The organism is Tardiphaga sp. (assembly GCF_041424195.1).
In the GTDB taxonomy this organism is placed as follows: domain Bacteria; phylum Pseudomonadota; class Alphaproteobacteria; order Rhizobiales; family Xanthobacteraceae; genus Tardiphaga.
The window spans coordinates 18,726-34,305 of sequence record NZ_JBGMOE010000204.1; the positions used below are offsets into that span (position 1 = coordinate 18,726).

Consider the following 15,580-nt stretch of genomic DNA (forward strand, 5'->3'; position numbering starts at 1 on the left):
GCAAATTTGGCGGGTCTGGGCTCAATTAAATCTGCGACAGAACGTCGCAAAATACCAATCTTTACAGCCTCTAAGACGCGTCGCGCATGCGCCCGCATGGTGTCATTTCACCGCTCTGAAAACACGGCGCTTCAAGCATAAAATGCTGATTTCATTGGGCATCGCTGATGAAACGAGTAGCAACTCGTGGGGAAAGTTGAGGCTTCTCACCCGGACTGATTGCAACAACTCTCGCGCAAGAGGCACGCAATCATTGTCAACAGGTGGGGGTAATTCCAATGACCAATCATTTTCGAGCAATCGCAGCCGCGACATTCCTGTCGCTCGCGGCGATGGTACCAATGGGCGCGGCGAGCGCAGCCGACATGGCGGCCATGCCGGTCAAGGCCAAGCCGATCCCGGATCTGCCGTTCTTCCTGCTGATCGATAACCGCTTCACCTATGCCTATCAGTGGGGGGCGGTCGATCCCGGCGTGACCAACAACACCACCAAACAGGTCTTCGCCTTCACGCACTTCGACGTGTGGACCTATGGCACCAACTTCTTCAACATCGGCCTCGAAAAGGCGGGCAAGAGCAGCCCGGCGAATCCCTGCGCCGATCCGCGCTTTCCCGCGATCACGGGTTGCGAAGGCGCAACCGAGATCTACGGCCTGATCCGCAGCACGATCGGCTTCAACGAGGTCTTCAACACCAAGGCCTTTACGATGGGCCCGCTGCGTAACGTGTCATTCGTCATCGGTGCGGATGGCAGCACCGAGAACCGGTTCTTCGCGGCATCCAAGCGCGACGTTGTGGCCGGTCTGCAGTTTGCTTTCGACCTGCCTTACAAGGGCTTCTTCAACGTCAATCCATTGCTGTACTATGAATTCGCCAACCACTCGACGTTCACTCAGTGCGGTTTCGGCGTTGGTGGCGTTGCCGGCGTGACCTGTAATGCCGATGGCAGCCGCGAGTTCAAACCGACCTGGGCGGTCGAAATGAACTACTACATGGATCTCGGCTTCCTGCCGGAGAGCATCAATTACTTCTCCGTCAGCGGCCGCGCCGGCTTCTACGGCAAGAAGGGCGGCGAAAACGGCCAGATCGCCGGCACCGACACGAAAATCGAACTCAATGCCGAGCCGATCCGTCTGACCTTCGACGCCAGCAAGGCTATCTGGGGCGCCAAGTATACCCACAATGTCGATGTGTGGGTGGCGTACCGGATGTGGAGGAACAAGTTCGGCCTGGACGAAAACGCCAGCTTTGCCTGTACCGTTGCTGCTCCAGGTTCATGCCGCGAGGACTCGCTGTATTCCGGCATCACCGTCAAGTTCTGATCCAGGCTGCCTTCCTGGATTAGTCCTCCAGGGCCAATCTCCAAGGCCAATCTCCAAGGCCAATCTCCAAGGCTGATGGCGCCGCGATGTTCTCGCGGCGCCATCGGCTTTTTGCAGGCGCCAGCGAAGTGCCACTAGCGCAGCTGGGCCCAGAAATTCTCGTGTTGGGCAGCTGCCTCGTCTTCAAGCAGCGGGCCGACGACCTCGATGCTCTTCTGCCCGGCGGCAAAGACATTGCGGCAAGGCAGATCCAGCGTGGGATTCTCCGGATGATCGCCGGTGATCGCCTTGAGCCTTGCTTCGCCGAGCCCATAAACCAGCCGGCCAATGCCGACCCAATAGATCGCGCCCGCGCACATGGCACAGGGCTCTGCGGAGGAATACAGCGTGCAGGTTTTCAGGACCTCTTCGCGATAGGCGAGCGAGGCCTCCGTGCACAGCAGCCGCTCGGCATGAGCGGTGCCGTCATGGGAGGGCATGAAGGCGTTGCCGGCCTCCATCAGCACTTTGCCGTTTGCGTCGACCAGGATTGCGCCGAACGGGTGATTGCCGCGCTCCATGGCGCGCCGCGCGGCATCGAACGACAATCTGAGAAACATCTCGTCGCGGTCTGCCGGGTCTGGTTCACTCATGGTTGCTCCTGTCCCCCGACCGTCCAAATTTGCAGGTCTCGGGCGGCCCCCCAGCGGGATTCGCCTTGGCGCGCCAACCGCACTAGAATTTGCAGACCGGGTATTTCAATTCGCAGCCGGGCCTGCGGCATGAATAAAGAAGCATGATTGCGATGGAAGAGAAAGTCGTCGGAGCTTCCGGCCAATCGCTCGGCGGAGAAATCGTCGAACGCATCAATACGCTGGCTGCGATCTCGGAAGCGCCGGACAACATCACACGAATATTCCTTACACCGGAACATCGTGCTGCCGCCGAACTGATCATCGGCTGGATGCAGGCCGCCGGCATGCAGGCGCGTATCGATGCCATCGGCAATGTCTGCGGACGCTATGAAGGCGACCGGCCCGGTCTGCCGTGCCTGATGCTCGGCTCGCATTACGACACGGTGCGCGATGCCGGCCGGTGGGACGGGCCGCTCGGGATCATCACGGCGATTTCCTGCGTTGGCGATCTCAACCGCCGCGGCCTGCGCCTGCCATTCGCCATCGAGATTGCCGCCTTTGCTGACGAGGAGGGCGTGCGCTTCGCCTCAACATTGCTCGGCAGCCGCGCGGTGGCCGGGACTTTTGTCGAGAGCGTGCTTGGCGGCCGCGACAAAGCGGGCATCTCGATGCGCGAGGCGATGATCGCATTCGGCCTCGATCCCGATCATATCGGCGCCGCAGCGCGCGCGCGCGGCGAACTGCTCGCCTATCTCGAACTGCATATCGAGCAGGGGCCGGTGCTGGAAGCGCAGAAGCTGCCGGTGGGTGTCGTGACGGCCATCTCGGGCGCAACGCGCCTCGCAGTCGAACTGCACGGCATGGCCGGTCATGCCGGCACGGTGCCCATGGCGATGCGGCGCGATGCGCTGGTCGGCGCTGCCGAATGTATCGTTGCGATCGAGGAATTCTGCCAGTCGGATCGCGGGGGCCTGGTCGGCACCGTCGGCTATATCAATGCGATGCCGGGCGCGACCAATGTCATTCCCGGGCTGGTGTCGTTCACCATGGATATCCGCTCTCCGAAGGATTCGTACCGCAAGCTCGCGATCACCGACATGGTGCGCGAGATCGAGTCGATCGCCAAAGCGCGCAAGCTCGATCTGCAGATCAACATCACCCATGAGAACCGGACGGTGCCCTGCGCGCCCTGGCTGCAGAAGCAGATCGCCGATGCGATCACGGCCGAGGGCTATCGTGCCTTCGAGCTGCCGAGCGGCGCCGGCCATGATGGCATGGCGATGGCAGATATCGCCGATGTGGCGATGTTGTTCGTGCGGTGCCGCGGCGGCATCAGTCATAATCCAGCCGAACACGTGGAAGATGCCGATGTCGAAGCCGGCGCGCGGGTGCTGCTGCGCGTGATCGAGAATTTCAAGCCGAAGATTTAATTGTAAGGCGCGGTTGAATGACAGACTTCCACGGCGTGTTTCCCTATCTGGTCTCGCCCGCCGATGATGACGGGCGCATACGCGCCGATGTGCTGGGCCGCCTGTGCGGGGATCTCATCGGCGCGGGTGTGCATGGCCTGACGCCGCTCGGCTCGACCGGCGAATTCGCCTATCTCAACCGCGAGCAGCGCAGGACGGTGGTGCAGACCACGATCGACGCGGCCGCGGGACGCGTGCCGGTGGTGGCCGGTGTTGCCTCGACCTCGACGGCAGATGCGGTGGCGCAGGCGAAGTCGTATCAGAAGCTCGGTGCCAACGGCATCCTGGCAATTCTCGAAGCGTATTTCCCGCTCAAGGATGCGCAGATCGAATCCTATTTCCGCGCCATCGCCGATGCCGTCGATATTCCCGTGGTGATCTACACCAATCCGCAATTCCAGCGTTCGGATCTGACGCTCGATGTGGTGGCGCGGCTCGCCGAGCATCCGCGCATCCAGTATATCAAGGATGCCTCGACCAATACCGGCCGGCTGTTGTCGATCATCAACCGCTGCGGCGGCAAACTGAAAGTGTTCGCCGCGTCGGCGCATATTCCATCGGCTGTGATGCTGATCGGTGGCGTCGGCTGGATGGCGGGGCCGGCCTGCGTCGTGCCGAAGCAGAGCGTCGAACTCTATAATCTCTGCAAGGCGCATCGCTGGGATGAAGCCATGGTCTTGCAACGGCGGATGTGGCGGCTCAACGAGGCCTTTGCGCGCTATAATCTGGCGGCATGCATCAAGACGGGCCTGGCGATTCAGGGCTATGACGTCGGCGATCCCGTGGCGCCGCAGCCGGCTTTGACCGCGGACGAGCGCAAGGTGATCGAGGCTGTTTTGCGGGATGTCGGCTGATCGATTCGTTGCCGCCAGACGCGCAAAACGGGCAGCGCTCATGCGCATTCCGTCTCGCAGCATTGTGCGGGAGAGCTGTTGGCTGGCGCACTGTTTATGCGCTAGAACCGAACAGGTCAGCCGATATTCAAGGGACTTTTAATGAACATTCTGCCCGGCAATCTGCGCTTCGGCGCTGGTCTTTCTCCCAAGCGCCTTGAAGATCAGAGACTTCTCACCGGACAGGGCAAATTCATCGACGACAGACCGGAAGACGGTGCGCTCTGGCTGCATCTGCTGCGCTCGCCACATGCCCATGCCAAGATCACCGCGATCGATGTGACCGCCGCCAAGGCGATGCCGGGTGTGCAGGCGATCTACACGGGCGCCGACCTCGTTGCCGAGGATGTCGGCACCCTGCCGACACTGCCGATTTTCAAGCGACCCGACGGCTCTGCGGCGACCTTTCCGCCGCGCCGTCTGCTGGCGTATGAATTCGTCCGCTTCGCCGGCGAGACGGTCGCGGCGATCGTCGCGACCTCGCGTGCCGCCGCGCAACTCGCCGCTGAGGCGATCGACGTCAGCTACGACGTCCTGCCGGCTATCGTTGATCCCGTCGAGGCCATCAAGCCGGGCGCGCCGGCGGTCTGGCCAGAGGCGCCGGACAACATCGTTGCGGCGACCAGCTATGGCGATCCTGCCAAGGTCGAGGCGGCATTCGCCGCGGCAAAGCACACGGTCTCCCTCGATATCACCAGCCAGCGTCTGGTGCCGTCCGCCATGGAGCCACGCAGCGCCATCGCTGAAATCGACAAGAAGACCGGCAAGCTGACGCTTCACGTGCAATCGCAAACGCCTGCATCGACCCGCGACATCCTGGCGGACTCGATCCTGAAGCGTCCGAAGGACAGTATCCGCGTGGTCGTTGGCGACATCGGAGGCGGGTTCGGCCAGAAGACCAGCCTGTATCCCGAAGACGGCATCGTCGCTTATGCGGCCGTGAAACTCGGCCGCACCATCCGCTGGCGCGGCGATCGCACCGACGATTTCGTCGGTGGCACCCATGGCCGCGACCTGACCTCGACGGCGGAAATTGCGCTCGACGCCAAGGGCCGCATCCAGGCCTATCGGGTGCGCTCGATCGGCGGCACCGGCGCTTATATGTCCGGCACCGCGATCATCATTCCGCTGGTGCTCGGGCCATTCGTGCAGACCGGCGTCTATGATCTGCAGCTGGTGCATTACGACATCAAGGCTGTCATCACGAACACAGCACCGGTGGGGGCCTATCGCGGTGCCGGGCGACCGGAGGCCGTGTTCATCATTGAACGCCTGATGGATGCTGCCGCCCGCCAGATCGGCATGGACCCGCGCGCCATTCGCAAGGTGAACTACATCAAGCCCACGCAGTTTCCCTACAAGAACGCTGTCGGCCAGACCTATGACAGCGGCGCCTTCGCGCACATGCTCGACCGCGCCACCGAACTCGCCGATTGGGACGGCTTCGCCGCGCGCAAGAAGGCGGCGAAGAAGAAAGGCCTGCTCTATGGACGCGGGCTCACCAGCTATATCGAATGGACCGGCGGCCCGGGCACCACCGAGAAGGTCAGCCTGCGCGCGACGGCCAATGGCCGCGTCATCCTGCATTCCGGCACGATGGCGATGGGGCAGGGCCTGCAGACCGCCTATTCGCAGCTCGTCTCCGAGGCGCTCGGCATCGGCATCGACAAGATCGATGTGATTCAGGGCGACACCGATGTGATCGTCGGCATGGGCAGTGTCGGTTCGCGGTCGCTGTTCGTCGGCGGTACTGCGGCGGTGGTGTCGGCCGCCGACATGATCGCCAAGGCGCGTGAGAAAGCGGCCAACATGCTGGAAGCCTCGGTCGAGGACATCGAATATTCCGCGGGCTTCCTCACCGTCGTCGGCACCGACAAACGCGTCGGCCTGTTCGAGATCGCGAAGGCCGAAGACGGCGAACAGCTGAGCGTCGAGTCGACCGGCGTGGCGGATGGGCCGACATGGCCGAACGGCACGCATATCTGCGAGGTCGAGATCGATCCGGAGACCGGCATCACCAATGTCGTTCGCTACACCACGGTCGACGATGTCGGCGTCGCGGTGAATCCGATGCTGGTGACCGGCCAGATCCATGGCGGCGTGGCGCAGGGCATCGGTCAGGCGCTGTTCGAGAACACGTATTACGACGAGGATGGCCAGCTCATCACTGCGAGCTATCAGGACTATTGCATCCCGCGCGCTGGCGATCTGCCGATGCTGTCGGTGACGCTGGATGGCTCTGCTCCCTGCGTCACCAATCCGTTGGGATCGAAGGGCTGCGGCGAGTCCGGTGCGATCGGCGGCCCACCCTGCATCGTCAATGGCGTTCTTGATGCGCTCGAACCGCTCGGTATCAAGCAGCTCAACACGCCGTTGTCGCCGCTCAAGGTGTGGGAAGCGATCAGGGGCGCAAGCGCAACGTAGCTCGGAACGTAGGATGGGTAGAGCGTCTTCGCGAAACCCATCAATCCGAAACGCAAGTGTGATGGGTTTCGCTTCGCTCTACCCATCCTACAAGAACAAACTTCAACCGGGAGAGAAAACACAATGAAGAGCTTCAAGGTTCTTGAATTCAACGAACCGCTCGGCGAGGTCGACGAGCAGACCCCGCAGCCGACCGGCACGCAGGTGCTGATCCGCGTGAAGGCTGCTGGCGTCTGCCATAGCGACCTGCATATCTGGGAAGGCGGCTATGAGCTCGGCCACGGCCGCAAGAAACTGTCGTTGAAGGACCGTGGCATCACGCTGCCGCGCACCATGGGTCACGAGACCGTCGGTGAAGTCATTGCCTTCGGTCCGGATGCGCAGCAGGAGGCCGGCGGCGTCAAGATCGGTGATATCGCGCTGGCCTATCCATGGATCGGTTGCGGCAAATGCGCGGTCTGTCTCGCCGGCGACGAGAATCTGTGTCTCGCGCCGCGCTGCCTCGGCGTGCATTGCGATGGCGGCTATTCGGACCATCTGCTTGTGCCGCATCCGCGCTATCTGATCGACCTCAAGGGCATGGATCCGGTCATCGCCGCGCCCTACGCCTGCTCGGGCGTCACCACCTATAGCGCGCTGAAGAAGATCGAGAGCGATCTCGGCAATCCGATCGTGATCTTCGGTGCCGGCGGCCTCGGCCTGATGGCGTTGAGCCTGCTCAAGGCCATGGGCGGCAAGGGCGCCATCGTGGTGGATATCGACGCCAAGAAGCGCGAAGCGGCGATGACGGCCGGCGCGCTCGCGGCCGTGGACGGCAATGCGCCCGATGCACTGGCGCAGCTTGCGCAGGCGGCTGGTCAGCCGATCCTGTCGGTGATCGATCTCGTCGGCAATGCGCAGACCACCCAGCTCGGCTTTGACATCCTCTCCAAGGGCGGCAAGCTGATCATGGTCGGCCTGTTCGGTGGCGGCGCCACCTGGGCGCTGCCGCTGATCGCCATGAAGGCGCTGACCATCCAGGGCAGCTATGTCGGCAATCTCCGCGAGACCAAGGAGCTGCTGGAACTGGTGCGCACCAAGAAGGTGCAGCCGATCCCGACGAGTCCGATGCCGCTCGCAAAGGCCAATGCGGCGCTGAACGACCTGAAGGATGGCAAGCTGGTCGGCCGCGCGATCCTCACGCCGGCGTAAGGTTGAAGCATTCGTTCTGACACCGAGAAGCGGCCTTCTGGTCGCTTCTTTTTTGCCTCGAAGGCAATTAGCCGGCCGTCACATCCACCAGCTCCTCACCATCCAGCACGCGCCTGGCCTGGGCATGGTCGAGATCGCCTTCCCATGCGCCGACCACGACGGTGGCGACGCAGTTGCCGATCAGGTTGCCGAGCGCGCGGGCCATGCCGATGAACCAGTCCACCGACAGCACCAGGACGAGGCCGATGGCAGGAATGCTCGGCACGGCATTCAGCGTCGCCGCGAGGATCACGATCGCCGAACCGGGCACGCCATGCGCGCCCTTCGATGTGACCAGCGAGACACCAAGCACCAGCAAGAGATCGCCGAAGGACAGGGGCGTATTCGTGGCCTGGGCGATGAACACCACGGCCAGTGTCAGATAGATCGAGAACGCGTCGAGGTTGAACGAGTATCCGGTCGGGATCACCAGGCCGACCACGTTGTCCCTGACGCCGAGCCGTTCGAGTTTGCGCATGACCTGCGGCAGCACGGCATCCGATGACGCGGTGGCCAGCACGATGGTGAGTTCCTCGCGCAGGTAGTTCAGGAATTTGACGATGTTCAGCCCGGCCAGCGCCATCACGCCACCGAGCACGCCGAAGACGAAGATCGCGACCGAGACATAGAACAGCACGACCAGCGAGACGAGTTGCTTCAGCGAGCCGACGCCGTAACGGCCGACCGTATAGGCGACAGCGCCGAGCACGCCGATCGGCGCAAGCCGCACGATCAGGCCCATGGCGCGAAACAGAACGGTCGATACGGCTTCGATGAAACTGGAGATGCGTTCGCCCTTCTCGCCGCCGACCAGCGCCAGGCTGGTGCCGAAGAGGATGGCGAAGAACAGCACCTGCAATACGTCGTTGCGCGCCAGGGCGTCGAACGAGGTGGTCGGAATGATGTTGAGCAGGAAGCTGCCGATGCCGCCGCCCTGCAGCTTGTGCGCGTTGTCGGCGACTGTCGTGAGTGCCTTGCCGTCGAGCGAAGCCGGATTGATGTTCATGCCGTGACCCGGCCCGAACAGATAGGCCAGTACCAGCCCAACAACGAGCGCCAGCGTGGTCATGGCCTCGAAATAGATCAGCGCCTTGACGCCAACCCTGCCGACCTTCTTGAGATCGCCGGCGCCAGCAATGCCATGCACCACCACGCAGAACACGATGGGGGCCACGATCATGGAGATCAGTTTGAGGAAGGCGTCGCTGAAGACTTTCAGGCCGACTGCGAAATCCGGCACTGCGATACCAAGCACGATACCGAGCAACAGGGCAACGAGCACCTGCACGAAGAGCGATTGATAGAGAGGCTTGCGGACTGGTTCGATGGCGGTGACCGTGGCTGTGGACATGGTTCGCTCCCCGTGAGGTTCACGAATATTCCAGCAACAACCGTGCCACCGCTAGGTGCAGACGCGTAAAATCTCGCCGCGGCTACGGCGAGCCCTTTTCGCGTCGAGGGGGGCCGAAATTGAGCCGATCGGCAGCCGGGTCGCTCCAGCGGCCATGCGACGATTACTTCTCTTCGTCGGCAATCGCTTCCATCAGGACGACCATCTGGCGCTGGACCGTCTGGCTCTTGATGCGGCTGTAGGCGCGCAGCAAGCGGAGGCTGAAAGCGCTATCGAGGAACAACAAGCTTTCCACTTCGCGGCTCTTGCCGTCGCCATCGTAGAAGAAGGTGACCGGTACATCGAGCGCCGTCGCAATCTGCTGAAGACGCGCAGCGCCAACGCGATTGACACCCTTCTCGTACTTCTGGACTTGCTGGAAACTGACGCCCAGTTTTTCGCCCAAATCTGCCTGTGAAATTTTCTGCTCAACACGACGAAGACGGATCCTCTTGCCCATCTCTATGTCGGGTTTACCGGCGCTACGTTGCTTCATTCGTCACCATTTAGTTTGTTTGAATAAGGGAGTTTGGTTTTATTTTCTTGTTAGGGCTTTCTAGCCCGAGAGCCCTTAAAGCTAACTTTCAAAGGCATCTCTGTTATACACATCGTCATGACAATTGGGATGGCTGAAATTGCCGCGATACGCGAATTGATCGACATGCAATCGCGAGGGTCATCCAATCGTGCAAAAAAACCTTGCGGTACTCAGTTGCTACTTCGCATCGTTTGCAAAGCTTCCAACGACTAGCGCGGCTCAGTTTCTATCGATGCAGACCTTGCGGCGGAAGCGAAAGTAGAAGTTGGTCATCATGCTATACACACGTGAGTTGCCTGACGCACGCAGGATAACTGAGAGTCGTTCGCATTCGTAGGTTACGAATCTCAGGCATGCAGCATTCCATGCGATTTCCAGCTGCAATTTCGCATTTTACGACCTCCTGCGTAGTATCGACGTAGCATCACAATTCCGTGGTTGGTTGTTGTTAGGTATAATACGCACCTGAGGTTTCATCCCAAATTCTCACTGAGAGAGAATTTCATTTTTGATTCGTTCTGGATGTGCTGAGCGCGACCGGGCTTGATGCACGTACCAACTGAGCAATATTGATCAGGTCATTCGTTACTAAATATTGCTGTCGGTAATCGCGGAGTAGATCATGGTACGCAGCTCGCGCCGGATCGGATAGGCGCTCGATGGCAACAGCTGCGTCATAAAGATTGCGATCAGCTGTTCGGCCGGATCGATCCAGAACGCCGTGCTCGCCGCGCCGCCCCATGCATACTCGCCGGCGCTGCCCGGGATCATGGTCTTGGCCGGATTCATCGTCACCGAAAATCCAAGTCCGAAGCCGATGCCGGCATAGCTCGCTTCGCTGAACATCGACTTCGACATTTCGGTGAGATCGCGACCACCGGGCAGATGGTTGCTGGTCATCAACGCAATCGTCTTCGGAGCGAGCAGGCGCACGTCGCCGAGCGCGCCGCCATTGAGGAGTGCGCGGCAGAAGGTGAGATAGTCAGCGGTTGTGGAGCACAGGCCGCCGCCGCCGGAGATCATCGAAGGCGGCGACAGAAACGAACTCGTCGCGGGATCGTCCTGAAGAGTGAGGCCGCCCTTGCCATCGGCGGCGTAGCAGGCAGCGAAGCGATGCGCCTTGTCGGCAGGCACAAAGAAACTGGTATCAGTCATGCCAAGCGGATCGAAGATACGCTCCTGCAGAAATTGTTCGAAGGGTTTCCCGCTGATCTTCTCCACGAGATAGCCGACGACATCGGTCGAGACCGAATAATTCCACGCATCGCCCGGCGAGAACTCCAGTGGGATTTTGGCGAGATCCGAAATCATTGACGTCAGCGTGCCGGATTTTTCGACCTCGCCGATCTTGAGCGCACGATAGGCGGCATCGACATTGGTGCGCTGCTGGAATCCGTAAGTGAGCCCGGATGTGTGACGCAGCAGGTCGATGATCTGCATTGGGCGGGCCGGTGGCTTCGTCAGGAACGGCGCCGTCACGCCAGCCTGAAATACGCCGAGATTGGCCCATTCAGGAATATATTTGTGAACGGGTTCATCGAGTGCGACGCGCCCTTCCTCCACCAGCATCATGAAGGCGACAGTCGTGATCGGCTTGGTCATCGAATAGATGCGAAAGATCGTATCACCCTTGACGGGGACCTTGCGCTCCACATCGGCAAAGCCCTGCACCGTGCTGTGCACGATCTCGCCGCGACGATAGACGAGAAGGCGTGTGCCGGGAAAGCGGCCGGCATCGACATAGCGCTGCTTGAGATGCTGCTCGATGCGGGCCAGCGCCGTGGTCGACATGCCGACTTGTTCGGGAGACGCAGACGAGGGGCTCAGGCTCTGGGACGACGGCATTGCAGCATCACTCCGATGTGTAGGCGCGGCTCATTTCTATTGATGGAAATCAGCCGCTGTCCATATGGATTCGTAGCGCGGTGAGCTTACGCGAAGCTCTGTTTCGTGTATCGTTAAAGATGTAATCGCGGCGCGTTGCTCAGGATGGAATTATGACCCAATTCAATGACACTGAACTCACTGCAGCCGTCATCCAGAGCTTCGACAAGACGCCCGATCCGCGTACGAGATTCCTGCTGCAGGAACTCGTGAAGTCACTGCACGACTATGTCCGGCGGACCGATCTCACTTTCGGCGAATGGGAAGTGGCGATCGACTTCCTGACACGCACGGGCCAGAAATGTACGCCGATCCGGCAGGAGTTCATTTTGCTCTCTGACGTGCTGGGCGTCTCGATGCTGGTCGATGCCGTCAACCACAGGGAGCGTGAGGGGGCCACACAGACGACGGTGCTCGGGCCGTTCTATGTCGGCGAGCATCCTGTGATGCCTCATGGTGCCGATATCTCTCCGGGCCTCCCGGGCGATCGCATGTTCGTGCAAAGCCGCGTCACCGATCTCGATCGCAAGCCTCTGGCCGGCGTGCCGGTGGATGTCTGGCATGCTGACGACGACGGCTTCTATGACTCGCAGAAGGCCAGCTATGCCACACAGGGCCCGTCGTCGCGGGCGCGCTTCATCACGGACAACGATGGCCGGCTGTTCTTCCGCACCATTCTGCCATGCAGCTATCCGATCCCGACCGATGGCCCGGCTGGCGACCTGGTGCTGAAGACGGGGCGCCATCCGATGCGTCCGGCGCATGTGCATTTCCTGGTCGCGGCTCCCGGCTATGAGCCGTTGATCACCCACGTCTTTATCGAGGGGGACGAATATCTCGACTCCGATGTTGTGTTCGGCGTGAAGGACGATCTGATCGCCACTGTCGAGAACCGCAGCGATGCCTTGATGCCCGACGGTCAGCCTGCCAACGGGCCGTGGCATCTGATGACCTATAATTTCCGGATGAAGCCGGGCGAGGGGACGGTTCCGCAGCCGATGATGCCGGAACAGGCAGGGGCTTAAGCTGTCCCAGCCGTCTTGCGATCTGCGGTCAGGTCGCGCTCCAGTCGCGTTGCGAGAGTTCCTGCAGCGATTCCAGGAAGAGCTGGTCGAACAGGAACGGGGCTTCGCCGGGCGATGGTGATGGCGCGATGAGGGCGGTCACCTCCTGCAGCGCGTGGCCGAGATGGCCCAAGTGCTCGGCAAAGGCTTCGAGGCCGCTGCGGTCGGCGCTTTCAGCGACCGCGAGGAGTGCGTCCTTGGTCCGGGCGATGTGCTGATCGACATCGTCGATGAGACGATCGAGGGCATCGATATCGACGTCCACTGTCTTGCCGCCGGTTTGGGCGGGGGAGAGTGCGTTCTGAAGGGCGTCCTTGCGGAACGCATGAAGCTGCCGGGACACATCATCGAAATGGCCGGTCGCTGCCGCGGCATTTGCCTCGAGGTCGCTTTTGCCCTGGGACAGGATCGCTGCCGCGGACACCACGGCTGCCGCCTTCAGGGTGCTCATCACCTTCCGGAGCGATGCGCGGGCGGGTTCGGTGGTTACCGGAATGGTCTGCATGGGGCGGTCCGTTCGCAAGAAACTGGACCCGGTTGATAGCACCTATCCGCTCATCGGCGTGCCGCCCAGCCATGTACATCAGCACCTCTTTTCTGTGCTGCTCATTACGTGTGCGTCGCACAATAAATAAGCGGTCAGCAAATTTTCGGTGCGTGTGGTTCTCCGCGCTGGCCCGCTTGCTTTTAAGTAAGTGGCTGCAATTGATCGGAATTTCCGTCAGGCGGCGTCTGGCACGAACCTTGAATAGTTCTTGGCGACGCCATTGTAGCCGTCACAATCAATCACCAGCCAGCACTGCCATCATGGGGGCTTTCCCCAGGCGCGCCGCTATGTCCGTACGCCTTCGATCCGAGGTGCGCTGTGACGAGGGGCCAATGACGGTGCCGGCTTATCCCAGGCGCGAAAGGACGACAGCAGCACATGACGAAGCCAGAGACCAACAAGCCGGGCCGTAAGATCAGCCGCCGCCAGCTTCTGAAAGCCGGCGCGGGTACCGCTGCCTTGCTCGCGGCTGCCAAGCTCAACTTCCCCGCCGGCGCCTTCGCTCAGGGGGCTGGTCCCGAGGTGAAGGGCGCCAAACTCGGCTTCATCGCGCTGACCGATGCGGCGCCGCTATTCGTCGCCAAGGAAAAGGGAATCTTCGCCAAATATGGTCTGCCGGACACCGAAGTGCTGAAGCAGGCCTCGTGGGGCACCACGCGCGATAACCTCGTGCTCGGCTCCGAAGGCAACGGCATCGATGGCGCGCATATCCTGACGCCGATGCCGTACCTGATCTCGTCTGGCAAGGTGACGCAGAACAACGTGCCGACGCCGATGTATATTCTGGCGCGCCTCAATCTGAACGGCCAGAGCATCTCGGTCGGCAAGGAATATGCGGATCTCAAGATCGGCCTCGATACCAAGCCGTTCAAGGATGCGATCGACAAGAAGAAGGCCTCGGGCAAGTCGGTGAAGGCCGCCATGACCTTCCCGGGTGGTACCCATGATCTCTGGATCCGATACTGGCTCGCGGCCGGCGGCATCGATCCCGACAAGGATATCGAAACCATCGTCGTGCCGCCGCCGCAGATGGTCGCCAACATGAAAGTTGGCACCATGGATTGCTTCTGCGTATGCGAGCCGTGGAATCTGCAGCTCATTCATCAGAACATCGGTTACACCGCGCTCACCACCGGCGAACTCTGGAACAAGCATCCCGAGAAGTCGCTCGGCATGCGCGCTGCCTGGGTCGACAAGAATCCGAAGGCCGCCAAGGCGCTGCTGATGGCCGTCATGGAAGCGCAGCAGTTCTGCGAGAAGGCCGAGAATCGCGACGAGGTCGCGGCGATCAATGCCAAGCGCCAATGGATCAATTGCCCGGTGGAAGACGTCACCGATCGCGTCAAGGGCAAGTTCGACTACGGCACCGGCCGGGTCGTCGAGAATTCGCCGCACATCATGAAGTTCTGGGACGACTTCGCCTCCTATCCCTATCAGAGCCACGATCTCTGGTTCATGACCGAGGACATCCGCTGGGGCAAATATGAAGCGGGCTTCGACAGCAAGGCGCTGATCGCGAAGGTCAATCGTGAGGACCTGTGGAAGGAAGCCGCCAAGGAGATGGGCGCCGCGCTGCCGGTCTCGACGTCGCGCGGTCAGGAGACATTCTTCGATGGCAAGGTATTCGATCCCGAGAACCCGGCTGCCTATCTGAAATCGCTCGCCATCAAGCGCGTCGAAGTCTGAGACCAGCGCAGGCCCTGCTGAAATGACGGAGATCAGTGCGATGAATATGCAAGTTATCAAGACCGAGCCGGCAACGGCACTGGCGAAGCCGCCGGTAGCCAGTGTCGCACTGGCTCCGAAGCTGGCCCCCAACACCGACAAATATATCAAGGCAGCCAAGGATGCCGCAGCGCGCATTGTTCCGCCGCTGATCGTCTTCGCACTGCTGATGGTGCTCTGGGAGCTGGTATGTCGGCGTGCGGGCTCGACCCTGCCGCCGCCATCCAAGGTCTATCAGGACACCAAGGAGCTGATCTTCGATCCGTTCTTCGATCACGGCGGCATCGACAAGGGTCTGTTCTGGCATCTGTCGGCGAGTCTTCAGCGCGTCGCCTTCGGCTACTCGCTTGCTGCGGTCGTCGGTATCGCACTCGGCACGCTGGTTGGTCAGTCGGTCTGGGCGATGCGTGGCCTCGATCCGATCTTCCAGGTGCTGCGCACGATCCCGCCGCTGGCCTGGCTGCCGCTGGCGCTCGCCGC

Annotated in this window: 12 protein-coding genes and 1 pseudogene; 8 read left to right on the forward strand and 5 right to left on the reverse strand. The window is 61.2% G+C overall.

Annotated elements, in window-relative coordinates:
• The first annotated feature begins 278 nt into the window (after window positions 1-278).
• Window positions 279-1,322, forward strand: coding sequence for a hypothetical protein (locus ACEK02_RS27910; protein WP_371424716.1), 1,044 nt, complete (start codon window positions 279-281; stop codon window positions 1,320-1,322).
• Between the two features lie 134 nt (window positions 1,323-1,456).
• Here the strand turns inward: ACEK02_RS27910 and ACEK02_RS27915 are convergent, their stop codons facing one another.
• Window positions 1,457-1,954, reverse strand: coding sequence for a nucleoside deaminase (locus tag ACEK02_RS27915; protein WP_371424717.1), 498 nt, complete (start codon window positions 1,952-1,954; stop codon window positions 1,457-1,459).
• 143 nt (window positions 1,955-2,097) lie between these two features.
• Here ACEK02_RS27915 and ACEK02_RS27920 point away from each other — a divergent pair, with 143 nt between their 5' ends.
• The 4 genes from ACEK02_RS27920 to ACEK02_RS27935 all read left to right on the forward strand — a co-directional run bounded on the left by ACEK02_RS27920 (window position 2,098) and on the right by ACEK02_RS27935 (window position 7,913).
• On the forward strand, window positions 2,098-3,366 hold the full coding sequence (locus ACEK02_RS27920) for an allantoate amidohydrolase (protein WP_371424718.1): 1,269 nt from the start codon (window positions 2,098-2,100) through the stop codon (window positions 3,364-3,366).
• Window positions 3,367-3,383: 17 nt separating this feature from the next.
• Window positions 3,384-4,259, forward strand: a complete 876-nt coding sequence (locus ACEK02_RS27925) for a dihydrodipicolinate synthase family protein (RefSeq protein WP_371424719.1) — start codon at window positions 3,384-3,386, stop codon at window positions 4,257-4,259.
• Window positions 4,260-4,400: 141 nt separating this feature from the next.
• On the forward strand, window positions 4,401-6,722 hold the full coding sequence (locus ACEK02_RS27930) for a xanthine dehydrogenase family protein molybdopterin-binding subunit (RefSeq protein ID WP_371424720.1): 2,322 nt from the start codon (window positions 4,401-4,403) through the stop codon (window positions 6,720-6,722).
• A 123-nt stretch (window positions 6,723-6,845) separates the two neighbouring features.
• Window positions 6,846-7,913, forward strand: coding sequence for an alcohol dehydrogenase (locus tag ACEK02_RS27935; RefSeq protein ID WP_371424721.1), 1,068 nt, complete (start codon window positions 6,846-6,848; stop codon window positions 7,911-7,913).
• Window positions 7,914-7,980: 67 nt separating this feature from the next.
• Here the strand turns inward: ACEK02_RS27935 and ACEK02_RS27940 are convergent, their stop codons facing one another.
• The 3 genes from ACEK02_RS27940 to ACEK02_RS27950 all read right to left on the reverse strand — a co-directional run bounded on the left by ACEK02_RS27940 (window position 7,981) and on the right by ACEK02_RS27950 (window position 11,725).
• On the reverse strand, window positions 7,981-9,303 hold the full coding sequence (locus ACEK02_RS27940) for a dicarboxylate/amino acid:cation symporter (protein WP_371424722.1): 1,323 nt from the start codon (window positions 9,301-9,303) through the stop codon (window positions 7,981-7,983).
• Window positions 9,304-9,466: 163 nt separating this feature from the next.
• Window positions 9,467-9,838, reverse strand: coding sequence for a helix-turn-helix domain-containing protein (locus ACEK02_RS27945; protein WP_089265251.1), 372 nt, complete (start codon window positions 9,836-9,838; stop codon window positions 9,467-9,469).
• Between the two features lie 630 nt (window positions 9,839-10,468).
• Window positions 10,469-11,725 (reverse strand): serine hydrolase domain-containing protein, encoded by a 1,257-nt coding sequence (locus ACEK02_RS27950; RefSeq protein ID WP_371424723.1) that lies wholly within the window; start codon window positions 11,723-11,725, stop codon window positions 10,469-10,471.
• 152 nt (window positions 11,726-11,877) lie between these two features.
• Between ACEK02_RS27950 and ACEK02_RS27955 the strand changes: the two genes are divergently transcribed.
• Window positions 11,878-12,789 (forward strand): intradiol ring-cleavage dioxygenase, encoded by a 912-nt coding sequence (locus tag ACEK02_RS27955; protein ID WP_371424724.1) that lies wholly within the window; start codon window positions 11,878-11,880, stop codon window positions 12,787-12,789.
• Window positions 12,790-12,817: 28 nt separating this feature from the next.
• On the opposite strand, the gene ACEK02_RS27960 is transcribed toward ACEK02_RS27955, so the two are convergent.
• Window positions 12,818-13,333, reverse strand: a complete 516-nt coding sequence (locus ACEK02_RS27960; RefSeq protein WP_371424725.1) for a hypothetical protein — start codon at window positions 13,331-13,333, stop codon at window positions 12,818-12,820.
• Between the two features lie 420 nt (window positions 13,334-13,753).
• On the opposite strand from ACEK02_RS27960, the gene ACEK02_RS27965 reads away from it, so the two are divergent.
• Together ACEK02_RS27965 and ACEK02_RS27970 are read left to right on the forward strand one after the other, a co-directional pair.
• The gene (locus ACEK02_RS27965) at window positions 13,754-15,061 is read left to right on the forward strand and encodes a CmpA/NrtA family ABC transporter substrate-binding protein (protein ID WP_371424726.1); all 1,308 of its coding nucleotides are present in this window, start codon (window positions 13,754-13,756) and stop codon (window positions 15,059-15,061) included.
• Window positions 15,062-15,101: 40 nt separating this feature from the next.
• Window positions 15,102-15,580: pseudogene (locus ACEK02_RS27970) on the forward strand (nitrate ABC transporter, permease protein); the annotation flags it as partial.